Below are 22,847 nucleotides of genomic sequence, written 5' to 3'. Positions count from 1 at the left end.
GACGGCCTGGAGACCCCCTTGAACGATCCGCAGGATCATTCTCACGATCCGTACGAGACGACCGAGACCCATCTTGAGCGACTCCTCGGCCGGGCGCTCAACTCCTTCGACCTGCCCGACTCCATGATCGAGCGTCTGGAGTCGGCCCTCGCCCACTCCAGCGCGCTGTACTCCTCGCACCACAGCGCGTCGCTGCACCGCACCACGTACCGCCACACCTATCTGCTCCCCGACGGCACGGCGCTCAGCCTGTGGGAGCTGGTGCACAACTCCGGCCGGGACGGCTCCGATCAGCACGAGCTGTACGCGGCGGAGGCGGACGCCCGGCTCGCCGCGTCCCGGCTGCCGGCCGGGCCCTCGCTCGGCTGGGGCGTGGAGCGCGCCGACGGAGCGGTCACCGGCGAGGACGACGACCTGGAGCTGCTGAGCGCGCTCCTGGCCCGCCCCATACCGGCCCAGCCCCGGATGTACGTGCCGGACAACTCGGCGGACCACGCCCGCCGGGTGCTGCGCCGCGCGGAGAACGCGGACCGGCCGGGCGAGGCGACCGCGCGCCGGCTGCGGTTGGCGTTCGCACACCACATCACGCAGGCGTTCGGGCGCCAGTGCCCCGTGGCGGGAGGCCGGGACGCCGGCTTCACCCTCTACGAGCACCAGTTCCTGCTGCTCGACGGCAGCGAGCTGAGCCTGTGGGAGGTCGAGCACACGGCGACGCCGGACGGCCGTCACATGTGCGAGGTGTACGAGGACGAGCGCGCCGCGCGCGAGGCGATGGAGTCCCGCTCGCGGGTCCGCTGACGCCGGCGCCCGCTACGAGGCGGCCCTGCGGACCAGAAGCGCGACCGTCACGCCCGTGAGCCGCTCGGTACCGGTCGCCCTGTAGCGGGCCCGCAGGGCCCGGGCCTGGGCGGCCGGGAGGGCCTCCATCGGGTCCGCGTCGCCCGCCGCGACGACGAGCCAGATGCGCGGCTCGGCGCGCAGACAGCGCTCCGGGTCGGGGCACTCCGCCGGCCACAGGTCCGCCCGGTCAGCGGCCGAGCGGGCCAGGAAGACGTCCCGCGGGCGCAGTTCGCGGGGCAGGTAGTGACGCACGCCCGCGTCGAGCAGCCGCCAGGCGTCGTCACCCCGGTCGTAGACGACCGCGTCCCCGGGGCGGTGGTACGTCGCGATGGTCGCGGCGGCGCCCCGGAAGTCGACGCCGTGCCAGAAGTGCGCGTACGGCTCGCGCAGCGCCCGCTGCTCGGGCAGCGTGAGCAGCGCGAGGACGGTGAGCAGCACCCCGACGACGGCCCGCGGCCGCACGTGCCGCAGCCCCGCCCCCGCCAGGACCGCCCAGGCGGGCAGCGTGAACAGCAGATAGCGGAAGTGGAAGTACGACACCTCTCCGTGCGACACCGCCCACACGACCAGCGGCGGCGCGAGAGCGGACACCGCCACCGCGACCAACAGGCTGCGGCAGGGAGCGTCTGACCGACCGGGCGCGGCCGACCGGCAGGGAGCGGCCGACCGGCAGGGAGCGGCCGACCGGCAGGGAGCGTCTGACCGACCGGGCGCGTCCGACCGGCAGGGCGCGTCCGACCGGCAGGGCGCGTCCGACCGGCAGGGCGCGTCCGACCGGCAGGGCGCGGCCGACCGGTCGGGGACTGCCGACCGGTCGGGGGCGGCCGGGTCCGTCCCCTCCCCCCGCTCCGGCCGGCGGCCCCACGCCGCCACGGCCAGGGCCATGAGGGCGCCTGCCACGAGGGCCGAGCCGAAGAGCTGGGGCCAGAAGGCGGTGAGGGACCAGAGGTCGGGGCGGGGGATCCAGGAGATCTGGCGGCCGGCCTGGGAGCGACCGAGGACCAGGAGCGGGGCGGTCGCGGTGCCGCCGGCGAGGACGGCGAGCCCGAAGCGTACGGCGACGGCACGGCCCCTGGGGCCTGCCCTCGTGACGACCACCACGGCATGGCCGGCCAGGGCGGTCAGCGCCACCAGGTGCAGCAGCCCGACCGCCGTCACGGCCAGGGCGTACGCACCCCAGCGGCGTCGGCGGTCCGGCCGGTCCAGGGCGCGCAGCAGGAGCAGCGTGGCGAGGGCGACCGCGAGGACGACGAGGGCGTACGGTCGGGCCTCCTGGGCGTAGCGGGAGACCACCGGCACGAGGGCGAACAGCAGGCCCGCGACCCGGCCGGCCCGCCGCCCGAAGAGCCGCGCCCCGGTCAGCGCCGTGCAGACCGCCGCCCCGGTGGCCGCGAGCACCGAGGGCATCCGCAGGGCGAGGTCGGAGTCGCCGAAGAGGCCGGTCCAGCCGTGCAGGAGGAGGTAGTACGCGCCGAGGACGGCGTCGACGTGCCCGATCGTGTCGAGCAGCCGGCCCGTCGAGCGGGTCGCCATGTCCCAGCTGTTGAGCTCGTCCTCCCACAACTGCGGTGCCCCCGCCCCGTACAGCCCGAGGGCGAGTGCGAGGACGGCAGGCCACAGCCACACGCCGGCCAGCAGGCGGCGGAGGGCTCCGGCGCCGGGACCCGCGGTGGCGTGGCGGGACGTCGCGGGCCGGGCCGGTTCGGCGGCGCGGTCGCGTACCGGGGCGGGGGTTCCCATCGACGGCTCCTCAGGCGCGCACGGAGACGGGGCCGGCGGCGGCCGGGACGCCGGGAGAAGGCGTGCCGGGAGCCGGGGCCGCACCGAGCTTCGCCACGGCGAACTCCCGGTTGGCCCGGACCTGTTCGCGGTAGGCCGCGGGCAGGTCCGGCATGGCGAGGAGCCGGTCGCAGGCGGCGAGCGAGGCCGCGTGGTCGCCGACCCAGTAGGCGGTGATCGAGTACTCGAAGAGCAGCCCCCACCGGTACACCCACGGCTGCAGGAACAGCACGTCGTCGGCGGGCTGCGGCCGGTCGAGGACAGCCGAGACGATCGCGTGGGCGGTGTGGTGGTGGCTCGCCTTCCGCAGCCGTGAGGTCAGCTCGTAGCAGGCTTCGAGGCGCTGCGGGCGGGACTCCCAGGCCCGTACGAGGGTGTCCTGCGCGGTCGGCCAGTCGCCGGCCTCGGCGGCGAGGATCCCCGCCTGGAGCAGGGCGTAGTAGACCTCCTCGCCCCAGCCGCCCATGGCCGCGCGCCGCTCGTAGAGGGCGGCCGCCTCCGGCCCGCGGCCGCCCATGTCGCGCAGGGTCTGGGCGAGGTAGAAGACCGTACGGGAGTTGTCCGGGTCGCGTGCGAGGTCGGCGCTCAGGAGCCGGGCGTCGCGCTCGAACTTGTCATGGCGCGAGCCCCCGTCGGCGTGGTCCTCGATGACGAGGGCGTCGAGGTTCCGCTGGACGTGGTCGCGGTCCGCGGTCAGGTACTCGTGCGTGACGCCCTCGTACCGCCACGGCAGGTCGCCCCTGACCAGGCGTTTGATCCGGTACTCCAGCGCGCCCCGGTGCCGCAGCAGGTACGCGTCGGCGGTCAGCGCGGTCAGCGGGCCGTCCTGGCGCAGCACATGGTCGGCGTCGAGGAGGAGCAGATAGTCGGCCCGGCCGCGGGCCCGGGCGATGTTCCGGCTCCGGTTGTGGCCGAAGTCCACCCACGGCTCCTCGCGCAGCTCGCCCGGGATGCCGGCGAGGGCGGCGCGGACGAGGTCCTGGGTGCCGTCCGTGGACCCGGTGTCGGAGACGACCCAGGTGTCGACGAGGTGCCGGACGGAGGTGAGGCACCGCTCGATGACCGCGGCCTCGTTCTTGACGATCATGCACAAGCAGATGGACGGCCGCACGGCAACCCCACTTCCGGTGGATCGGTCGGTGGCCGAGGCTATGCACGGCCGTACCGGGCGCGGCGGCGGCACGCCGCCCGGCCGCGGCGAGTTCGCCGTCGCGTACGCATCCATTCGGATAGAGCCGATACGCCATGGCGCTGAGAGTGGTGCGGGGACCTTCAAGGCTTCGCACCTGCTATCCGATGATCCGAAAGGAAGGTCATATCCACTTCCGGGACATCACTCGCATCACCACTCACCTCACTCGCGCCGGCGTGTGAACGGCCGGCGGTGGAAGGAGCATGCATGCGTCCTGATCCAAGGACTCGGCCCAGGTCCGGGTCTCCGCTCGGGCCGCTGCCGCGGCGGCGCGCCTGGCTGAGCGGCGGCGGGCTCGCCTCGGTCGCGCTGGTCCTCACCGGCTTCACGCCCACGGCGGCGGCGGCGGCCTGGGACGACCCGGTGGTCGACGCCCGGCCGGGCGTCGCGGCGAGCGGCCCCATGGCGGGCGGCGGCGACGAGTGCAAGGACCGGCCGCCGCACGGCGACGACCATGGCCAGCCACCGCACGGCGACGACCAGGGGCCGCCGCCCTGGGAGCAGGGCGAGGAGGAGGGCCCGCCGCCGTGGGAGCAAGGGCCGCCGCCGTGGGAGCAGGGACCGCCGCCGTCCGGTCACGAGGGGCCGCAGCCCGGCGGCCTGCAGCAGCTCCTCGACGAGAAGGTCGGCCCGTGGGCCGCGGGCGGCCCGCACGTCCGTGACCTGCGCGACCTGAGCGACTTGCGCGACCTGCGCGGACTGCGCACCCGTGACCTGCGCGACCTGCGCGCGCCGTCGGGCGGCCACGACGACTGCAAGACGGGCCCGACAGGACCGACGGGACCCACAGGACCGACGGGACCCACAGGACCGACGGGACCCACGGGACCGACAGGGCCCACGGGACCGACAGGGCCGACAGGCGCGACGGGAGCCACGGGACCGACCGGGCCCACGGGACCGACCGGGCCGACAGGGCCAACCGGCGCGACGGGAGCCACGGGCGCGACCGGGGCGACTGGTAACACCGGACCGACCGGACCCACCGGCCCCACCGGACCCACCGGACCCACCGGACCCACCGGACCGACCGGACCCACCGGACCGACCGGCCCCACCGGGCCCACCGGACCCACCGGACCCACCGGACCCACCGGACCCACCGGACCCACCGGACCCACCGGACCCACCGGGCCGTGCAATGACGTGGACGCCTACCTGCCCAGCAACAGCAACGAGGTCAAGGCCGTCATCAGCGGCGGGATCACCTACGCCGGCATCCGGCAGATCCGGCCCACCGTGGGCCCGTACACCTGGTACGACCTGACCGACGGCGACCCGAACAACAGCTACCCGACGAACGCCTGTTCCGTCTCGGTCGGCGACCAGGCCAACGGCACCTCCATCGAGGTGCTGACCACGACGGGTCAGGTGTACGAGACGGTGTGCGCCATCGATCCGGACACGGACACGCTGGCGTGCAACGAGGTCTGGACGCTGCTCGCCAGTCCCTCGCCGGGTGACCTGAAGCGGCGGTTCGGCCTGAGCGGTGCCGATCCGAACCACCTGCCGAAGAAACCGAAGGCGAACGCGAAGGCGAACGCGAAGCCGAAGCGCTCCTGACGGCTGCGCGCACGGCCGAGGGGCGGTGCGGTCACCGGTGAACCGGTGGGCGCACCGCCCTTCCCCGGCGGGCGTCGCGGTCTCCCGGCCCGTCCTCCGCGCGCCATCGCACGCAGGAGGGGGTACGGGAAGGACGGGCGTGCGGGCGTATGGGAAGGGCCCCGGAGAGCGAATCCCCAGGGCCCTTCGCCGTACTCACGTACTCCGTTCCCGTTCCCGTTCTCCGGGCGACGGCGGATCAGCTCGCCAGCGCCGCCTCCTTGACCAGCTCCGGCTGGTCCGCGGGCCCCTCCGGCCCCTCCTCGCCGCCGCCCTCCATGTGCTGCTTCGGCTTGGCCGGGAGCGCGAACATCACCAGGAAGATGCCGGCGAGCACGGCCGCCGCCCAGCCGAGCGAGTTCTGGAACGCGTGGGTGAAGGCGGCGCTCGTCTCCGCCGGGGCCATGGCCAGGTGCTTCTCGTCGATCGTGCCGAAGAAGACCACCGACACCAGGCCCAGGCCGAGCGCGTTGCCCATCTGCCCGGTCGTGTTGATCAGACCTGAGGCCGAGCCGGCGTGCTCGCGCGGCACCTCCGAGAGCACCGCGTCCGTCAGCGGAGCCACGATGAGGCCCATGCCCAGGCCCATCACGACCAGCGGCGGGATCATCTGCCAGGGGTGGATGTCCGCGCCGTAGCGGCCGGCCACGAAGAAGTAGAGCAGGATGCCGCCGGCCATCGTCACCGCGCCCGCCTGCAGCACCTTGCGGCCGAAGCGCGGCACCAGCTGCTGCACCGACAGACCCGCCGCCGTGGACACCGCGATCGAGAACGGCACGCCCGTCAGACCGGCCTTCAGCGGGGTCCAGCCGAGCCCGATCTGCATGTAGAGCGTCCAGACCAGGAAGAAGATGCCCATCACGACGCCGAAGGTCAGCTGGACGGCGATGCCGGCCGCGAAGGACTTCACCTTGAACAGCGACAGCTCGACGAGCGGCGAGCCGTCCTTGCGCGCCTTGTACCTCTCGTACGCGACGAGGGCGGCGAACACGACGAGGCTGCCGGCCATCATCAGGTGGCCCCAGAGCGGCCAGCCCAGCTCGCGGCCACGGGTCAGCGGGTAGATCAGCATCAGCAGCGCGACGGTCACCAGGACCACGCCGACCAGGTCGAGGCGGAGCGCCTTCGGGGCCTTGGACTCGGTGATGAAGCGGCGGCCCAGGATGATGGCGGCGACGCCGACCGGCAGGTTGATGAGGAAGATCGGGCGCCACTCCAGGCCCGCGATGTTCCACTGGGTGAGCAGCGCGCCGAGCAGCGGGCCGGAGACCGCGCCCAGGCCGATGATCGCGCCGAACATGCCGAAGACCTTGCCGCGCTCGTGCGCCGGGAAGGTGACGTGCACGATCGACAGGACCTGCGGCACCATCAGCGCCGCCGCCGCGCCCTGGAGGAGGCGGGAGCCGACCAGCATCTCCTGGTTCGCGGCTACGCCGCAGAGCGCGGAAGCGAGCGTGAAGCCGGCCGTGCCCGTGAGAAAGAGGCGCTTGCGGCCGTAGATGTCACCGAGCCGGCCGCCGGTGATCAGACCGGCCGCGAACGCGAGCGCGTAGCCGGCGGTGATCCACTGGATCGCGCCGAAGGAGGCGCCGAGGTCCCGCTCGATGCTGGGGATCGCGATGTTGACGATCGTGGCGTCGACCAGGTCCATGAAGGCGGCGGTCATGACGATGGCGAGGGCTATCCAGCGCCTTCTGTCAGCGGCGTCGGCCGCGTCCGCGGCTTCCGGGGCCGCGACCGGAGCGGAGGGGACGGCGTCGTGTGAACTCATACGAGGAAAGTAGAAGCCATATAGGTCAGCTCATGTCCTAGTTGGGCCACATCCTGGTAAACATGACGGACACACCGGCACGACTCCTGAATCTGCTGTCGCTGCTCCAGACCCCGCGCGAGTGGCCCGGGCGCGAGCTCGCAGAACGGCTCTCGGTCTCGCCGCGCACGATCCGGCGGGACGTCGACCGGCTGCGCGAGCTGGGCTATCCGGTCGAGGCGACCAAGGGCGCGGTGGGTGGCTACCGCCTCGTCGCCGGTACGGCGATGCCGCCGCTCCTCCTCGACGACGAGGAGGCCGTGGCCATCGCGGTCGGACTGCGGGCCGGCGCCGGGCACGCCATCGAGGGCGTCGAGGAGGCCTCCGTACGGGCCCTGGCGAAGCTGGAGCAGGTGCTGCCGTCACGGCTGCGGCACCGCGTCTCCACCCTCCAGAACGCGACGATCCCGCTCACGCGCGGCGACGGCGCCACCGTCACGCCGCAGACCCTGACCACGCTCGCCGGCGCGGTGACCGGGCAGGAGCGGCTGCGGTTCGGCTACCGGGCGGGCGACGGCGCGGAGACGAAGCGGCTCGTGGAGCCGTACCGGCTGGTGTCGACGGGGCGGCGCTGGTACCTCGTCGCCTACGACCTGGGGCGCGAGGACTGGCGCACCTTCCGCGTCGACCGGGTCAGCGACCCCTTCCCGACGGGTGCGCGCTTCTCGCCGCGCGAGCTGCCGGCCGGGGACGCGGCCGCGTACATGACCCGGTCCATGTCCCGCGCCCAGCCCGAGGTGGACCTGGACGTCACCTTCGACGCCCCGGCCGAGTTCGTGGCGGCGCGGCTGCCCGCGCACCTGGCCCCGACGGCCACCGGCCCGGACAGCTGCCGGCTGCGGACCCGTACGACCGACTCGACCGAGTGGCTCGCGGTGCGCTTCGCGATGGTCGACGCGCCGTTCACCATCCACGGCCCGCAGCCGCTGCTCGCGTACGCGGCGGAGCTGGGCGCGCGCCTGGGCGCGGCGACGAGCGGCCAGGACCTCCCTGCCCGGCCGTGATCCCGCCGAACAGGCCCCACGGGCCCGGCCGTGATCCCGCCGACAGGTCCTACGGGCCCGGCCGTGATCCGCCGGACAGGCCCTACGGGCCCTGCGGGCCCCGCCCCCGGGGCCCGCACGCCCTGGTCGTAGGTCGTACCGGGCCGGTGCGGCCGGCCTCAGGCCACCGCGTCGAAGCCGGTGTCGCGCGCCATCTTCTTCAGTTCGAGCAGCGCGTGCTTCTCGATCTGGCGGATGCGCTCGCGCGTGAGGCCGTGCTCCTTGCCGACCTCCGTCAGCGTGCGCTCGCGGCCGTCCTCGATGCCGTAGCGCATGCGGATGATGGAGGCCGTGCGGTGGTCGAGCTTGTCGATGAGGTCGTCGAGCTCCTCGCTGCGCAGCAGGGTGAGGACGGACTGCTCGGGCGAGATCGCGGAGGTGTCCTCCAGGAGGTCGCCGAACTGGGTCTCGCCCTCGTCGTCGACCGACATGTTGAGGGAGACCGGGTCGCGCGCCCAGTCCATGACGTCCGTGATCCGCTCGGGGGTCGAGCCGAGCTCCTCCGCGATCTCGGCGGGCTCCGGGTCGCGGCCGTGCTCGCGGTTGAACTCGCGCTGGACGCGGCGGATCCGGCCGAGCTCCTCCACCAGGTGGACGGGGAGCCGGATGGTGCGGGACTGGTCGGCTATGGAGCGGGTGATGGCCTGGCGGATCCACCACGTGGCGTACGTGGAGAACTTGAAGCCCTTCGCGTAGTCGAACTTCTCGACCGCGCGCACCAGGCCCGCGTTCCCCTCCTGGATCAGGTCGAGCAGGGGCAGCCCGCTGCGCGGGTAGCGCCGGGCCACGGCCACGACGAGCCGCAGGTTGGACTTGATGAAGAGGTCCTTCGCCCGCTCGCCCTCGGCGACCAGCGCCTCCAGCTCCAGGCGGGAGGCTCCGCCCTCGCTTTCCACCTCGCCGTCGAGGATCTGCTGGGCGTAGACGCCCGCCTCGATCGTCTGGGAGAGCTCGACCTCCTTGGCGGCGTCGAGCAGGGGCGTACGCGCGATCTCGTCGAGGTACATGCCGACCAGGTCGCGGTCGGCGATCTCCCCGCCCACGGCGCGAACTGCCCGGCTGCCGCTGCCCGCGGAACTGCTCGCGGCGGACGACGGACGACGGGCGACGGCACGGGTTGCCATGCGTGCTCCCTTGCTGAGTAGGTCGCGACACCCTCTCGGGTGCCCTGCATCCGACGGAAACAACGACTGGAATCAGGACAGAATTCCCACCCGGCACATGGATTTTCGCGATCATGCAGTATCCTGCGCCGCCCGCGCGCTTCCGAGGGCGTGGGCGGCCGGACCCGGGACTCATGGAGCCGCAGGTCAGGCCGGGTGCGGCCGGCGATCAGGAGTCCTTCGCCGAGCTCCGCACGCCCGTCCGCGACCGTCCGCGACCGTCCGTGTGAGACCGCCGTCACATGTGGCCCGTTCCCGCCCTTCACACCGGAGCGGCGGCTTCCTCGGCTCCGCTCCATCCCTGAAGACGCACCCCGCGGCCGCCGGGTTGCCGACCCGCGTGGCCTACCCGAACTGCACCGACCGCTTCGCCAGCCCCATCCAGAACCCGTCGATCACGCTGCGCTCCGCGTCCAGGTCACCGGCCGCGTCCGCCGCGCCCATCGTGACGAAGAGCGGGGCGAAGTGTTCGGTGCGCGGGTGGGCGAGGCGGCCGGCCGGGGACTTGCGCTCGAAGTCGAGGAGGGCGTCGACGTCACGGGCGGCGAGCGCCTCGTGCCCCCACGCGTCGAACTCGGCCGACCAGCCCGGCACGCCGCCGCCGGTGTGCCGCAGGGCGGCCAGGTTGTGGGTGAAGAAGCCGCTGCCGACGATCAGCACACCCTCGTCGCGCAGCGGGGCGAGCCTGCGGCCGATGTCCATGAGGCGGCGCGGGTCGAGGGTGGGCATCGAGATCTGGAGGACGGGGATGTCGGCGCCGGGGTACATCTCGACGAGCGGCACGTACGCGCCGTGGTCGAGCCCGCGGTCCGGGATGTCCTGGACGGGCGTACCGGGCGCGCGGAGCAGCTTGCGCACGGACTCGGCGAGCTCGGGTGCGCCGGGTGCCGCGTACCGGACCCGGTAGTAGTGCTCGGGGAAGCCCCAGAAGTCGTAGACGAGCGGCACGGTCTCGGTCGCGCCGAGAGCGAGCGGGGCCTCCTCCCAGTGCGCGGAGACCATGAGGATCGCCTTGGGCCGGGGCAGGCCGGCGGACCAGGCGGCGAGCTCGCCCGGCCAGACCGGGTCGTCGGCGAGCGGCGGGGCGCCGTGCGACAGGTAGAGGGCCGGCATTCGTTCAAGCGTGGCGTCGTCCATGGCGTCCGCCTCCTTCAGCGCGAGTCTGGCGTTGCTTCCTTGGAGCCCCTGGACTTCCTTGGGGCTCCCGAGATTCCTTGAAGTTTCAAGCTCCAAGCTCGCGCCCAGCTTAGACCGGATCTAGTTCAACTTTCAAGGATTGGTCGTACCATGGCTTCATGACCGAACCCCGCTGGCTCAGCGACGAGGAGCAGCGCACCTGGCGCGCCTACCTCCACGCCACCACCCTCCTGGAGGACCATCTCGACCGCCAGTTGCAGCGTGACGCCGGGATGCCCCACATCTACTACGGGCTGCTCGTCCAGCTCTCCCAGGCGCCGCGCCGCCGGATGCGCATGACCGAGCTGGCCAAGGACGCCAAGATCACCCGCTCGCGACTCTCGCACGCCGTCGCCCGCCTGGAGAAGAGCGGCTGGGTCTCGCGCGAGGAGTGCCCCTCCGACAAGCGCGGGCAGTTCGCCACGCTGACGGACGAGGGGTACGAGGTGCTGCGCCGCACCGCGCCCGGCCACGTCGGCGCCGTACGGCAGGCGCTCTTCGACCGGCTCACCCCTGAGCAGGTGGAGCAGCTCGGCGCGATCATGCGGACGGTCTCCGAGGGACTTCAGCCCACGGACCCGAACGCGGATCTGCCCTGGCTCCGCTGAGCGAGAACGCCGAGCGGAACCAGGGCAGAGGGGCGCCGGAAGAGGTGCAGAGGTGAAGCGGTGGGGCCGGGGCTCAGTGTGCGATGACCGGGATCTTCACCTCGTCCTCCACGGGTGAACCGGAGCGCGCCACGACGCCGCCGCCCGGCTTCCCGGTGGTGATGAAGGTCAGCGCGATGGTCGCGGAGACGACCAGGATGCCGACCGCCCACCAGATGGCGGCCGAGTAGCCCTCGACCATGCCCTGGAGCTGCAGCAGCTTCTGCGCCGACGGGGTGCTCGCGCCGGCCACGTGGTCCGCTTTGTACGCGGTGGTCGCGGAGGCGGCGATGGTGTTCAGCAGGGCCGTACCGATGGCGCCGCCGACCTGCTGCGAGGTGTTGACCATCGCGGAGGCCACACCGGCGTCCCGCGGATCCACGCCGAGCGTCGCCAGGGACATCGCCGGCATGAACGCCGTACCCATGCCGAGGCCGAGCAGCAGCTGCGCCGGCAGGATCAGCCCGGCGTACGACGAACCGATCTCCAGCTGCGTCAGCAGCAGCATGCCGGTCGCGGCGGTCAGGAAGCCCGGCCCCATCAGCCAGCGCGGCGGGACCCGGGTCATCAGCCGCGTACCGATCTGCGTGGAACCGGTGATCATGCCCGCGATCATCGGCAGGAACGCGAAGCCCGTCTTGACCGGCGAGTACCCCTTCACGACCTGGAGGTAGTAGGTCAGGAACAGGAACAGGCCGAACATCGCGATGACCGCGAGACCGAGGGACAGGTACACACCGCCGCGGTTGCGGTCGGTGACGACGCGCAGCGGCAGCAGCGGCGACTTCACCCGCGCCTCGACGAGGGCGAAGGTCGCGAGCAGCAGGACCGAGGCGACGAACAGGCCGATGGTCACCGGGGCCGTCCAGCCGTCGGACTCGGCGCGCGTGAAGCCGTAGACCAGGGACACCAGACCGAGGGTGGACAGCACCACACCCGGCAGGTCGAGCGCGGAGCGGTTGCGGCCGCCGGCCGGCTCGCGGATCACGAAGAAGGCACCGGCCGCCGCGACGATCGCGAACGGGATGTTGACGAAGAACGTCCAGCGCCAGTTCAGGTACTCGGTGAGGAAGCCGCCGAGGATCAGACCCACCGCGCCACCGCCACCGGCGATCGCACCGTAGATGCCGAACGCCTTGGCACGCTCCTTGGCGTCCGTGAACATCACCGCGAGCAGCGACAGCGCCGACGGCGCGAGCAGCGCGCCGAACGCACCCTGCAGCGCACGGGCGCCGAGCATCATCGCCTCGCCGGTCGCGGCGCCACCGAGGGCGGAAGCCGCGGCGAAGCCGATCAGACCGACCACGAAGGTGCGCTTACGGCCCCACAGGTCGGCGACCCGGCCACCGAAGAGCAGCAGACCGCCGAAGGCGAGCGCGTAGGCCGTGATGACCCACTGCCGGTTGCCGTCGGATATCCCGAGGTCGTGCTGGGCGGAGGGCAGCGCGATGTTCACGATCGTCGCGTCGAGCACGACCATCAGCTGGGCGAGGGCGATGAAGAGCAGAGCTCTCCAGCGGCTGGGGTCGGCCTGGGTCTGGGCGATTTTTGACATGGGGGTAGCCACCTCTTGGCGCAGAACGGTGAAAAAGGACTTAAGTCAGGGGGGAGGGACGGAGGAACGGGGGGAGGGAGGAGCGGCGGGAAAGGGAGGAGGGAGGGGAGGGAAAAGGAAAGGGAAGTCAGGGAGTTACGAGGCGGGGGCCGGCCGGCGTCAGCGGCCGGCCGTCAGCCGCGGGCGGCGCAGCTGTTCCTCAGGTCCTCCAGGGTCGCGGCGGCGCCGGGGAGTTCGGAGCGCACGGGCGCCTCCAGACCGTCCAGGAACACCTGCAGGTGGCGGTGGACGAACCGGTCCATGTTCAGACAGGCCGTGCCGGGCAGCGGCCGGGTCAGCTGGGAGACCGCCACCATCAGGTCACCGACGCCCACGTCGGCCCGGAGCCGGCCGGCCTCCTGCGCCCGGTCGACGAGGCCCTGTACGACCTCCTCCAGGTGGGTGCGCTCGGCCACGAGGTCCGGGTGGTCCTTGTCGAAGGCGCCGTCGAGCATCGGACACAGGGCGCCGACCCGCTCGTCGGCGGCGGCATGCGTGAAGCGGCGGAGGGCGGCGAAGGTGTCGCTCTCCTCCTCCGCCGCCTCCCGGGCCCGCTCGGCTATCCGTGCCATGGAGGAGACGACGACCTCGCGGACGAGGTCGGAGCGCTCGGGGAAGTTGCGGTACAGCGTGGCGTTCCCGACGCCGGCGCGGCGGGCTATCTCGTCGAGCGGCACCTGGGCGCCGAACTCGACGAACATCTCGCGCGCCGCCGTCACGATCCGCTCGCGGTTGCGCAGCGCGTCCGCGCGGGGGCGGGGGACGCGACGCGCGGGCGCGGCGTCGGCCGTGGCATGCCCGCCGGTGACCGCGGCGCGAATGGTGTCAGCCGCGCCGGCGGAGCCAGCCGTGCCAGCGGAGCCACCGGTGTCAGCCGTGCCAGCGGTGGCAGCCGCGCCAGCGGAGCCAGCCGTGTCAGCCGTGTCAGCCGTGTCAGCCGTGCTGATGCTCACTGCGGTACCTCTCCCGAGTGATCCGGGGACCGAGTCCCCACTTCGTCGAACACAGGCATAAACGGGGAACGGATCCCCGGTTATTTCCGCGCCCGCTTGTGACCTGAGTCACATCCCCCGGTCGGCCCACCCGACGCGCGCGCCCCGACCGCCCGCCAGAGGCTGATCGCACTGACGGAGCTGACTGACAGAGCTGACTGACAGAGCTGTCGGAGCTGACGGAGCCGACGGAGCTCGGAGAGGCGACCGCATGCAGGAGACGCCCCGGCGGATACGCAGACCCATCGCCCTGGCCGCGTCGGCCGTCCTCGCGATCGCCGCGCTGGCAACGGCCAGCACGACCCTCCCCGGCCCGGCCCCCGCCTCCGCGGGCCCCGTGGCCAGCGGGCCCCGGAAGGCGCCGCTGGAGCCGTGCCGGATCGCCACGACGATGGGTGTGCAGATGTCGGAGGGAGTCCCCACCACCCCTGGGTACGCCCGCTCCACCGGCCTGATCAAGGCGCTCAACCTGATGATCGACTTCCCGGACACGCCCGGGCAGGGCACGGCCATGAGCCGCTTCCGCGAGTTCTTCCCGCGGACGTCCGACTGGTTCCGCGTCAGCTCGTACGGCCGCCTCCAGTACCGCCCCGAGACCCCGATACCCGACTGGCTGCGGATGCCACGCCCCTTCTCCTCGTACGGCGTCGAGCGCGGCTCACCGTACGAACCGGGCTACCGCAAGCTCGTCGAGGACATCGTGAAGGCCGCCGACGCGCGCGTGGACTTCAGCGCGTACGACCTGGTCAACGTCCTCGTCACCCCGAACGCCGGCCCCTCCGCGCTCGACACCGTCCTGTCCGTGACCTTCTCCGGCAACGACGACGCGCCCTACGCGGACGGCGTGCCGCTCTCCAACACGTCCTTCGTCTACAGCCGCCAGGACGACGGCTCGGGCAGCTACGCCGACACCGGCTACCGGGTGCTGCCGCACGAGAACGGTCATGTCTTCGGACTCCCCGACCTCTACACCTCGGACGGCGGCGGCACGGTCGGGCACTGGGACATCATGTCCGAGGACTGGGGGGCCAACAACGACCTGCTCGGCTGGCACAAGTGGAAGCTCGGCTGGCTCGACGACGACCAGGTCGGCTGCGCCTCCCGGCCCGGCGACTTCGAGTACACGCTGACCCCGCTGGCCGTCACCGGCGGCCCCAAGCTCGCCTTCGTCCCGTTCTCCGGCACCTCCGGCTACGCCGTCGAGGTCCGCACCCGCGAGGGCAACGACGAGGCCGTCTGCAAGCCCGGCGTCCTCGTCTACCGCGTCGACACGGACGTCGACACCGGGCACGGCCCGATCACCGTGACCGACAGCGACCACGAGAGCGGCGGCTGCACCCGGCGCCCCAACGTCCAGGCGGAGCTGTCGGACGCCCCGTACGCGCCCGGCGAGTCCTTCACCGACCGGGCCAACGGCATCCGGATCACCGTCCTCGACGAGGACCCGGCGACGGGCGGCTACCGCGTCCGCGTGTCCCGGAGCTGACCGCCGACACCGTCCTGCAGCTGACCGCCGACACCGTCCCGGAGCCGGCCGCCGACACCGTCCCGGAGCCGGCCGCCGACACTGCCGCCCACACCGTCCCGGAGCTCGCGCTTGAGGACCTTCCCGCCCGCGTTGCGGGGCAGCGCCGTCTCCCGTATGACGACATGCGCGGGCACCTTGAACGCTGCGAGCCGCGTCCCCACGTACTCCCGCAGCAGCTCAGCGGCTCCGACCGTCGCGCCGGCCCCCGCCCCGGCTCCCGCGCCCGCCGTCGCGCCCGCCGTCGCGCCCGCCGTCGCGCCCTCGCGGAGCCGGACCACGGCGGCGACCTCCTCGCCGAGGACGGGATGCGGGACGCCGAGGACGGCGGCCTCGACGACGTCCGGGTGGTCCTGGAGCACGCCCTCGACCTCGACGCAGTACACGTTCTCGCCGCCCCGGATCACCATGTCCTTGAGCCGGTCGACGATCGTCACCAGGCCGCCGTCGCCGATGCGCGCCAGGTCGCCCGTACGGAACCAGCCGTCCGCGGTGAACGCCTCGCGGGTGGCGGCCTCGTCGCGCCAGTAGCCGCGTACGAGTGCCTGACCGCGCAGCCACAGTTCGCCGACGCCGTCCGCGTCCGGCCGCTCAACTCGTACCTCGGTGGCGGGCGTGGGCCGGCCCACACTGCCGGGGTGGGCGCGGTACTCGGCGCCGAAGTTCGCGAGGACACCGCCGCAGGTCTCGGTGAGGCCGTAGCCGTTGCGCGGCTCGATCCGCTCCCCGTACGCGGCGGCGATCCGCGCGGCGAGCCCGGGCGGGGCCGCCGCTCCCCCGGTGTTGAACATCGTGACCGACTCCAGCGGGTCGCCGGTGCGTTCGGCGAGGTCGAGCAGCTGGAGCGCGGTGGTGGGGACGCCCGCGTAGTGGGTGACGCGATGGGTCCGGATCAGCTCCAGGGCCTTCGCCGGGTCCCACTTGCGCATCAGGACGAGGGTGCCGCCGGCCGCCATGACCGAGTAGAAGGAGGTGAAGGCGGCGACGTGGAAGAAGGGGTACGTGCTGAGCGAGACCGGTACGGGCCCGGCGCCCGGCCGCGCCCCGCGACGGAGGGCGGAGGCGGCGGCGAAGTAGCCGGGGTTCATGGCCGCGCCCGCCTGCGCGAGGTGGGTGGCGACGGCGCCCTTGGGGCGGCCGGTGGTGCCGGAGGTGTAGATGATCGTGGCGTCGTGTTCGGGCAGCACGTCGACGGGCGGCGGCCCGAGAAGCGGGTCGGTGTCGGGGACGTACGCCTCGAAGCCCTCGACCCGCTCCCCGCCCTCGCCGTGGAAGACGATGCCGGGTACGGCGTGGGCGCGGGCCCAGGCGGCGACGCGCGGCACCCGCTCGCCGTCCACGAGCAGCACGCGGGGCGCGCAGTCGTCGAGCGCGTACGCGAACTCCTCCGCGGTCCACCAGGCGTTGAGCGGTACGGCGACGAGGCCGGCGAGCTGCGCGGCCCAGAAGGCGGTCTGCCACTCGGGGTGGTTGCGCATCGCGACGACGACCCGGTCGCCGGGGCGCAGCCCGTACGCGCCGACGAGCCGGCGGGCGAGGCCGCAGGCGGCGTCGAAGAAGGCGCGGTAGCTCGTCGTCCGCCCGTCCTCCGCGACGAGGAAGGGCCGGTCGCCGAAGGCCCAGGTGGCCTCGACGAACTCGCGCAGGGTGCGGGGGCCGGAGGCGTAGACGCCGTACTCGTCGACGGCGAAGGGCGCGCCGGGGCCGGACAGGAGGGTGTGGGGGTCGGGGTGAGGGTGGGGGTGGTCGGGCGACCGCCGGTGAGGGGCGGCGGGGGTGGGCGGGGCGGCCGGCCGGTCCTGGTCGGTCGACTGTCGGCCGGTGTGCGACTCGTCCACGGTTGCTCCCGCCTCTTGCCCGTCTCCGTCGCCCGTACGCTACCCAGCGCCCGGCAGCACACGTCAGGAGAGGTCCGCGGAGCCGCCGTCGCTCCCGCTCTCGCCCCCTATCTCGTCTCCGCCTTCGCCCCCATCCCCATCCCCGTCCCCATACCCGTACCCGTCCCCGTTCCCGAGGCCACGAAGAGCCCCGCCCGGGCCGCGCCGACCACCCGGGGCAGCAGGAACGTCCAGAACCGGGTGAGCGGGGCCCGTTCCAGCCAGCTCGGGTCCTGATGCCCGAGGGCCGCGTGGCCGGCGGCGACCGCGACCACCGTCGCCGCCACCTCCTCGGCCGTCACGTCGGGCGCGAGCAGGCCCTCGCGCTCGGCCCGTGCCACGACGGACCCGACCCACTCGCACCACAGTCGCCGTAAGTCCGTCGCCGCCGCTTCCGCCGGCGGTTCCGTCGCCGCTTCCGCCGGCGCCGGTTCCGCCGCCGCAGCTTCCGTCGCCGGCCGGCCGTGTCCACCGTTCGCGGAGGCGAGGGCGAAACCGGCGCGGAGGACGGCGTCGGATCGGAGCCCCTGGACGAGTTCGTGGCTGGCGTCGATGAGGGTCTGCAGCGGGAGCGCCTCGCGCTCCCGGATGATCCGTACGAGCCGCTCGCCGGCCGCGGCGACGACGGCGTCGGCCAGCTCCGCCTTGCTGGGGAAATGGAAGTGCAGGGCGCCGCTGCTGACCCCGGCACGGGCGCTGATGGTCGCGAGCGAGGCGACCTCGAAGCCGTCCCGGTCGAAGAGCGCGGCCGCCGACTCGACGAGGGCGTTGCGCGTCCGAATCGCCCGCTCCTGCTTGGCCAAGGGACCTCCGTACGCAGCGCCAACCGTCACTTTGCCAGCACTTTAACAAACCGGCCCAGCGGTATTTCGCGTTACGGAAAAGACCTCGCCCGCCATACGGTCACGGCGGAGCCTCGGGAGCGACCCCAACACCCCGAGAACGCAACAAAGTTCAGGAGCGAACCACCTCTCGACCGGCGCCTCTCATGATGGCCAAAAGTGAGCCGTGAGCTGTGAGCTGTAGGGGACCTGGCGCGAGGTCAACTCACCGCGCCGGAAGGGCTCGCAGCCCCGCCGCGCGCCTGGAGCGCCTCCCCGTAGGCGCGCTCGGCGCGCGAGGGTGAGAAGTCGAGGCGGACGAGTACGCCGGGGACGGTGATGGCACTGACGATGGTGCGCATGAGGTCGGAGACCCGCTCCACCATGTCCGCGTGCTTGGTCATGATCTTGGAGAGGACCTGCACGCCGGTGAAACTGCCCGTGAAGAGGCTGGCGGTGGCGGGGATGTCCACGTGCGGCAGCAACTCGCCGGCCGCCTTCGCCTTGGTCAGGATGTCGACGTTGTGGTCGATCCAGCCCTGCATCGGGACGCGGCGGTCGAGGCCGTCGAGCGGGGAGCCCTGGTCGACGGTGAGGCGGACGCTGCCGCGCACCATGGGGTCGGCGATGTGCAGGAGATGGGCGAGGACGAGGGCCTCGTCGGTGAGCGTCTGGAGGAAGAGCTCACGCTGCGGCACGGGAGGCAGGGCCGCGACCTGACCGGCGAGGACCTCCTGGGCGAGCTCCTCCTTGGAGGAGAAGTGGAAGTAGAGGGCCCCCTTGGTGACCCCGCACCTCTTCAGCACTTCGGAGATCGTCGCGGCCTCGTAGCCGACCTCGTCGAACAGTTCGGCCGCCGCGAGCACGATCTTCTGGCGTGTGCGGATGGCGCGTTCTTGCTGTGCCACTACATCCTCCGTACCTCACGGTGCGAAGTAGACCGTAAGGCTGGCGTTTCCAACCGGATGCTTCACGCGTCCACAATTCGAGAATAAAACCACCCAACCGGTTCGACAAGGAAGCGGAAACAAAACCGGTTGGTCCGTATCGTAAACGTTCCCGTGTGGCAGGTCACCAGCCTCCTTGCGGAGCCGCGCAGTTAGCCTTCCGCCGGCTCGGCGATGCGCCGGAGCAGGGCCACGGCCCCCGCTCGTACGTCCGCGGGGAAGAACCGCGCGTCGACCTCCTCCACGACGGCGATCGCCCGCGGCGCCAGCTCCGCCCCCGCCGCCGTCACGCGCAGCCGCTTGGCCCGGGTGTCCGCCGGGTCGACCTCCCGCTCGACGAGCCCCTTGGCCTCCAGCGCCTTCAGCACCTGCGACGTCATCTTCACGTCCGTCCCGGCCTGCCGGGCCAGCGCCTGCTGCTGCGGCCGCTCGCCGCGCCCGTTGAGCCACCAGGCACAGGCGAGCAGCACGAACTGCACATGCGTCAGCCCCAGCGGCGCGAGCGCGGCCCCGATGTCCCGCTGCCAGCGCAGCGTGGCGTGCCAGAGCAGGAACCCGGGGCTCTCCTCCGGTTCGAGCGCCGCCATCAGCGCTCCGCCACCTTCGCCAGCGCGGCCTTCACCAGCGCGGCCATCGTCTCGGGCCAGTCCCCGGTCACCGCGGGCCCCACCTGCGGCCCGAACTCGCCCACGCCGTCCCCGGTGATCTCCATCCGGTACGTGACCCGCGTCCGCGCCCGCTCGCCCGCCTCGACCCGGTGCATCGTCCGCAACACCAGCCCCCCGAACCGCGCCTCGTCCACGAACCGCTCCCCGGCCACCGCCTCGGTGACCACCAGCTCGACCGCCTCCTCTGTCCCCGGATTCATCACGATCCCGGCCCCCTCACCGAAGGGCCGGTCGATCGCGATGCCCTTGATGTCGGCGTTCCACTCCCCCCAGTTCTCCACATCGGCCCACAGCTCCCAGACGGCCTGCCCGGTCGCCTCGGTCTCGACACTGTGCTCGTACGCCCACATAGCGATCCCCGTTCCCCTCGTACCGAAGTTACCCTACGCGCAGACTATCTTCGCGCAGACCATCTGTCGAGACCTTCCCCCACTTCCTCCCGAACTCCCCGACTCCCCGGCCCCGCCCGGCCCACCCGCTACACTGTCGAGCGTTGTATCCCGCCTTCGTAGCTCAGGGGATAGAGCACCGCTCTCCTAAAGCGGGTGTCGCAGGTTCGAATCCTGCCGGGGGCACCAAGCGCATGGCTCTGACCTGGGCTCCTCCCTGGAGCGGGGTCCCACTCGGCCTCGGACGACCCGTCCGGGGCCGTTTTCATGCCTTCGCCGGCGAGCGTCGCCCGCGCCCGACGCAGTGGATCGCCACCCCGTTCGAACCGCCGGCCTGTGATGGCGCCTGTCGGCGGGTCGGTCTCGGCAGGGCCACCCGAGAGGCCGACCTGTTTTCGAGGCGGGGGTCGTGGGATCTCGCCTATCCCGCAGGAGGAATTCCGCACTCCGGATCAATACCCCAGATATGAACAATGAGGACAATCGGCGCCTTTCTTCGGCACCGAGGCCTTGAGAGCGGGGCGGCCCATTCCATTTTCGCTGCCCAGAGTGAGGTATTCCGCGCCCCTCGATCGCCGCGAGTCACGCACGTATCACATGGTGCGCACCCGGCACGTCGGAATGGGAACTGTTGACGCACGGCGGCGTTCGCACCGGCGATATTCATAACTGTCGTTGTCTCATTCGATCAGCCTCAGTTACGTTCAACGCGGCAATTAGCCTCCGACGAAAGGAAAGTTATGTTCGCGCGAAAGACCGTGGCTTCTGCGTTAGCGTCCGTGGCCGTGGCCGGCGCCGGAGTTCTGGTCATGACGGCGCCCGCGCAGGCCGCTGTTCCGGGCACGGAGCAGTTCAAGAACGTCGCCACCGGATTCTGCCTGGACAGCAACGCCGCCCAGGCCGTCTACACGCACGACTGCAACACCGGCGCCTACCAGAAGTGGACGGTCTCGTCCGTCAGTGGGGGCTACACCGTGAAGAACCAGGCCACCGGGTTCTGCCTCGACAGCAACGCCGCCCAGGCCGTCTACACCCTCTCCTGCAACGGCGGCAGTTACCAGAAGTGGACCATCAGCTACAACGGTTCCGGCTACGTGCTGAGGAACGTCGCCACCGGCTACGTGCTCGACAGCAACGCCGCCCAGCAGGTCTACACGCACTCCTACAACGGGGGCAACTACCAGAAGTGGAGCTGACCTTCACGCTGTGAGTGTGAGCAAGACCGAGGCCCGCCCTGTCGCAGAGGGCGGGCCTCGGCCCGTTCAAGGCAACGGCTCATGACGGTTGCGGATGTCGGTCGCTCAGGAACGCGCCGGGTCCGCGGGGCTCCGCAGGACGATCATTCCGCCCTCGTCGTAGACGCTGCGCCAGCCATTCTCCTCGGCCTGCCGGATGACGGCAACGACCCCGCCGGAGGGAAAGGAATCGCTGGTGTCGGCCACGATCCAGGTGATGCCCTTGTGCCTGGTCAGCACACCATCGGCGACAAGGTGCACGGTCGCCCGGTCGCTGAGGTGCGGGGCGAGACTGTTGCTCGCGGCCACCCGTGCGCCTGAGGGGACCAGGCCGATCGCCGTCCGGGCCGCCGTCTGGCGGTCGCCGTCCCGCCAGAACCCCGGGGTGACCAGGTCGCGAAGCGGCTGCGCCGGGAGCAACGCCACGGCGACCGCCAACGGGACGAGTACCGGCAGGCGCGCTCCCCTCCGTAGGACGTCGACGAGGGCGATGAAGGCGATGGGCATGAGAACGGCGGAGTAGTGCAGCTCCGTCCCCCAGTACGCGGGGTTCGACGAGAAGAGGCGCCATGCCAGGGTCGGCAACAAGAGCAGGGCGAAAGGGCTGCGGAGCGCCAGGCCCGCGGTGACCGCGAGAAGCGCGGCGAGGGTGAGGGTCTTCACCGGCCAGCCGTCCAGCATCCCGTACGCCTGCGGCTGGCTCAGATAGCCGTACCGGCCGTCAGGGGCGAGGGCGGGAATCACCACCAGGACGGTCAACGCCGTACCGACGATCGCCGTTGCGCCCAGCAGAAGGCCGGCCCGGCGATGATGGCGGACGATCAGGAGGGCGAAGACGGCGGTCGTGGCACCCAGGTCTTCCTTGACCAGGAGGAGGGCGGCTGCCCACCAGGCGGCGGCAACCCACCTCCCGTCGAGGTAGGAGCGGCCGGCGAACGCCAAGAGCGGCACCGCGAAGGCGACTTCATGGAAGTCGAACGCGACCAGCTGCTGAAGTCCCCAGGAGAAGCCATAGGCCAGGCCCAGCGACGGAGCAGCCCAGCGGTGTCGCAGATGGAGCCGGGCCGCGCGGGTGATCACGTACGTGGAGCCCGCCACGAGTGCCGCTTGCGCGATGAGCAGCGTCTCCACGTGGGGCGCGACCAGATAGAGGGGGGCGAGGAGGGCGAGCACGGGGTGGAAGTGGTCGCCGAGGAGCGGATACGCGTCGCCCGTGAAGCCAGGGGGAGCGGTGGCCGTCCGGATCTCGGAGGCCGGCCATCCGCCCTCCGCGTAGGAGCGCACCGCCTGGTCGAAGATTCCCAGGTCGTAGCCGGTCGTGCCGAACCGGCCGTGCTCACGGAGGGCATAGGCCGCGTAGACGAGAAACACCGCCAGGGCCAGAACAGCCGGCAGCGACCGCGACCCCGCGGAATGTGGCCGCTGGATCCTGCGGGGATCGCTCGGCGGACGGGGCAGGACACGTGCGGTGGTCGACAGCATGGGCCAGATGGTGCGGGGCGTGCGCTGAGGATGGGCTGAAGAAGGCTGAGGATTTCCTCAGCTCC

The 22,847-nt window shown here is 72.1% G+C and carries 19 protein-coding genes and 1 tRNA gene; 7 read left to right on the top strand and 13 right to left on the bottom strand.

All coding sequences use genetic code 11. From position 1 onward, the window contains the following. Positions 1–18: 18 nt before the first annotated feature. Complete coding sequence (locus tag ACWEJX_RS12915; RefSeq protein WP_451607489.1) at positions 19–798, top strand: DUF6227 family protein; 780 nt, start codon at positions 19–21, stop codon at positions 796–798. Positions 799–810: 12 nt separating this feature from the next. On the opposite strand, the gene ACWEJX_RS12910 is transcribed toward ACWEJX_RS12915, so the two are convergent. Together ACWEJX_RS12910 and ACWEJX_RS12905 are read right to left on the bottom strand one after the other, a co-directional pair. After that, positions 811–2,580, bottom strand: a complete 1,770-nt coding sequence (locus tag ACWEJX_RS12910) for a glycosyltransferase family 39 protein (RefSeq protein ID WP_451607488.1) — start codon at positions 2,578–2,580, stop codon at positions 811–813. 10 nt (positions 2,581–2,590) lie between these two features. Continuing rightward, positions 2,591–3,706 carry a glycosyltransferase gene (locus ACWEJX_RS12905; protein WP_451607487.1) on the bottom strand — a complete coding sequence of 372 codons (1,116 nt, stop codon included), beginning with the start codon at positions 3,704–3,706 and terminating at the stop codon, positions 2,591–2,593. A 312-nt stretch (positions 3,707–4,018) separates the two neighbouring features. Here ACWEJX_RS12905 and ACWEJX_RS12900 point away from each other — a divergent pair, with 312 nt between their 5' ends. Beyond that, the gene (locus ACWEJX_RS12900) at positions 4,019–5,374 is read left to right on the top strand and encodes a hypothetical protein (protein ID WP_451607486.1); all 1,356 of its coding nucleotides are present in this window, start codon (positions 4,019–4,021) and stop codon (positions 5,372–5,374) included. A gap of 238 nt (positions 5,375–5,612) precedes the next feature. Here ACWEJX_RS12900 and ACWEJX_RS12895 read toward each other — a convergent pair whose 3' ends face one another. Continuing rightward, positions 5,613–7,184, bottom strand: coding sequence for an MFS transporter (locus ACWEJX_RS12895; RefSeq protein ID WP_451607485.1), 1,572 nt, complete (start codon positions 7,182–7,184; stop codon positions 5,613–5,615). A gap of 62 nt (positions 7,185–7,246) precedes the next feature. On the opposite strand from ACWEJX_RS12895, the gene ACWEJX_RS12890 reads away from it, so the two are divergent. Beyond that, positions 7,247–8,227 (top strand): helix-turn-helix transcriptional regulator, encoded by a 981-nt coding sequence (locus ACWEJX_RS12890; protein WP_451607484.1) that lies wholly within the window; start codon positions 7,247–7,249, stop codon positions 8,225–8,227. A 158-nt stretch (positions 8,228–8,385) separates the two neighbouring features. On the opposite strand, the gene ACWEJX_RS12885 is transcribed toward ACWEJX_RS12890, so the two are convergent. Both ACWEJX_RS12885 and ACWEJX_RS12880 read right to left on the bottom strand, forming a co-directional pair. Then, complete coding sequence (locus ACWEJX_RS12885; protein ID WP_451607483.1) at positions 8,386–9,390, bottom strand: sigma-70 family RNA polymerase sigma factor; 1,005 nt, start codon at positions 9,388–9,390, stop codon at positions 8,386–8,388. 384 nt (positions 9,391–9,774) lie between these two features. Next, positions 9,775–10,566 carry a dioxygenase family protein gene (locus ACWEJX_RS12880; RefSeq protein WP_451607482.1) on the bottom strand — a complete coding sequence of 264 codons (792 nt, stop codon included), beginning with the start codon at positions 10,564–10,566 and terminating at the stop codon, positions 9,775–9,777. Between the two features lie 158 nt (positions 10,567–10,724). Here ACWEJX_RS12880 and ACWEJX_RS12875 point away from each other — a divergent pair, with 158 nt between their 5' ends. Further along, positions 10,725–11,213 carry a MarR family winged helix-turn-helix transcriptional regulator gene (locus tag ACWEJX_RS12875; protein WP_451607481.1) on the top strand — a complete coding sequence of 163 codons (489 nt, stop codon included), beginning with the start codon at positions 10,725–10,727 and terminating at the stop codon, positions 11,211–11,213. 73 nt (positions 11,214–11,286) lie between these two features. Here ACWEJX_RS12875 and ACWEJX_RS12870 read toward each other — a convergent pair whose 3' ends face one another. Together ACWEJX_RS12870 and ACWEJX_RS12865 are read right to left on the bottom strand one after the other, a co-directional pair. Beyond that, positions 11,287–12,807: an MFS transporter gene (locus ACWEJX_RS12870; protein WP_451607480.1), complete on the bottom strand. Its 1,521-nt coding sequence runs from the start codon at positions 12,805–12,807 to the stop codon at positions 11,287–11,289. A 173-nt stretch (positions 12,808–12,980) separates the two neighbouring features. Continuing rightward, complete coding sequence (locus tag ACWEJX_RS12865) at positions 12,981–13,667, bottom strand: TetR/AcrR family transcriptional regulator (protein WP_451607512.1); 687 nt, start codon at positions 13,665–13,667, stop codon at positions 12,981–12,983. Between the two features lie 382 nt (positions 13,668–14,049). On the opposite strand from ACWEJX_RS12865, the gene ACWEJX_RS12860 reads away from it, so the two are divergent. After that, positions 14,050–15,324: a M6 family metalloprotease domain-containing protein gene (locus ACWEJX_RS12860; protein WP_451607479.1), complete on the top strand. Its 1,275-nt coding sequence runs from the start codon at positions 14,050–14,052 to the stop codon at positions 15,322–15,324. Here the strand turns inward: ACWEJX_RS12860 and ACWEJX_RS12855 are convergent. The 5 genes from ACWEJX_RS12855 to ACWEJX_RS12835 form a co-directional block, all read right to left on the bottom strand. Then, the gene (locus tag ACWEJX_RS12855; RefSeq protein WP_451607511.1) at positions 15,297–17,075 is read right to left on the bottom strand and encodes a class I adenylate-forming enzyme family protein; all 1,779 of its coding nucleotides are present in this window, start codon (positions 17,073–17,075) and stop codon (positions 15,297–15,299) included. The genes ACWEJX_RS12860 and ACWEJX_RS12855 overlap by 28 nt on opposite strands. A 233-nt stretch (positions 17,076–17,308) precedes the next feature. Next, a complete protein-coding gene (locus tag ACWEJX_RS12850; RefSeq protein ID WP_451607478.1) occupies positions 17,309–18,043 on the bottom strand; it encodes a TetR family transcriptional regulator in 735 nt (244 codons plus the stop codon). Positions 18,044–18,282: 239 nt separating this feature from the next. After that, positions 18,283–18,969 carry a ScbR family autoregulator-binding transcription factor gene (locus tag ACWEJX_RS12845; RefSeq protein ID WP_451607477.1) on the bottom strand — a complete coding sequence of 229 codons (687 nt, stop codon included), beginning with the start codon at positions 18,967–18,969 and terminating at the stop codon, positions 18,283–18,285. A gap of 191 nt (positions 18,970–19,160) precedes the next feature. Then, positions 19,161–19,595, bottom strand: a complete 435-nt coding sequence (locus tag ACWEJX_RS12840; protein ID WP_451607476.1) for a MarR family winged helix-turn-helix transcriptional regulator — start codon at positions 19,593–19,595, stop codon at positions 19,161–19,163. Beyond that, positions 19,595–20,026 carry an SRPBCC family protein gene (locus ACWEJX_RS12835; RefSeq protein WP_451607475.1) on the bottom strand — a complete coding sequence of 144 codons (432 nt, stop codon included), beginning with the start codon at positions 20,024–20,026 and terminating at the stop codon, positions 19,595–19,597. The genes ACWEJX_RS12840 and ACWEJX_RS12835 overlap by 1 nt, the downstream gene beginning before the upstream one ends. A 152-nt stretch (positions 20,027–20,178) precedes the next feature. Between ACWEJX_RS12835 and ACWEJX_RS12830 the strand changes: the two genes are divergently transcribed. Continuing rightward, positions 20,179–20,254, top strand: a tRNA-Arg gene (locus ACWEJX_RS12830). A 569-nt stretch (positions 20,255–20,823) separates the two neighbouring features. Further along, positions 20,824–21,261 (top strand): RICIN domain-containing protein, encoded by a 438-nt coding sequence (locus ACWEJX_RS12825; protein WP_451607474.1) that lies wholly within the window; start codon positions 20,824–20,826, stop codon positions 21,259–21,261. Between the two features lie 105 nt (positions 21,262–21,366). Here ACWEJX_RS12825 and ACWEJX_RS12820 read toward each other — a convergent pair whose 3' ends face one another. Next, the gene (locus ACWEJX_RS12820; RefSeq protein WP_451607473.1) at positions 21,367–22,782 is read right to left on the bottom strand and encodes a DUF2079 domain-containing protein; all 1,416 of its coding nucleotides are present in this window, start codon (positions 22,780–22,782) and stop codon (positions 21,367–21,369) included. Between the last annotated feature and the right edge of the window lie 65 nt (positions 22,783–22,847).

Source organism: Streptomyces sp. NPDC004788 (assembly GCF_053601115.1).
This window is presented reverse-complemented; position numbering and strand designations above follow the sequence as displayed.

Coding starts and splice junctions, on each gene's coding strand:
- ACWEJX_RS12860 (WP_451607479.1), top strand. CDS start 14,050: ATGCAGGAGACGCCCCGGCGGATACGCAGACCCATCGCCCTGGCCGCG.
- ACWEJX_RS12870 (WP_451607480.1), bottom strand. CDS start 12,807: ATGTCAAAAATCGCCCAGACCCAGGCCGACCCCAGCCGCTGGAGAGCT.
- ACWEJX_RS12890 (WP_451607484.1), top strand. CDS start 7,247: ATGACGGACACACCGGCACGACTCCTGAATCTGCTGTCGCTGCTCCAG.
- ACWEJX_RS12895 (WP_451607485.1), bottom strand. CDS start 7,184: ATGAGTTCACACGACGCCGTCCCCTCCGCTCCGGTCGCGGCCCCGGAA.
- ACWEJX_RS12900 (WP_451607486.1), top strand. CDS start 4,019: ATGCGTCCTGATCCAAGGACTCGGCCCAGGTCCGGGTCTCCGCTCGGG.
- ACWEJX_RS12910 (WP_451607488.1), bottom strand. CDS start 2,580: ATGGGAACCCCCGCCCCGGTACGCGACCGCGCCGCCGAACCGGCCCGG.
- ACWEJX_RS12885 (WP_451607483.1), bottom strand. CDS start 9,390: ATGGCAACCCGTGCCGTCGCCCGTCGTCCGTCGTCCGCCGCGAGCAGT.
- ACWEJX_RS12835 (WP_451607475.1), bottom strand. CDS start 20,026: ATGTGGGCGTACGAGCACAGTGTCGAGACCGAGGCGACCGGGCAGGCC.
- ACWEJX_RS12820 (WP_451607473.1), bottom strand. CDS start 22,782: ATGCTGTCGACCACCGCACGTGTCCTGCCCCGTCCGCCGAGCGATCCC.
- ACWEJX_RS12875 (WP_451607481.1), top strand. CDS start 10,725: ATGACCGAACCCCGCTGGCTCAGCGACGAGGAGCAGCGCACCTGGCGC.
- ACWEJX_RS12880 (WP_451607482.1), bottom strand. CDS start 10,566: ATGGACGACGCCACGCTTGAACGAATGCCGGCCCTCTACCTGTCGCAC.
- ACWEJX_RS12840 (WP_451607476.1), bottom strand. CDS start 19,595: ATGGCGGCGCTCGAACCGGAGGAGAGCCCCGGGTTCCTGCTCTGGCAC.
- ACWEJX_RS12905 (WP_451607487.1), bottom strand. CDS start 3,706: ATGATCGTCAAGAACGAGGCCGCGGTCATCGAGCGGTGCCTCACCTCC.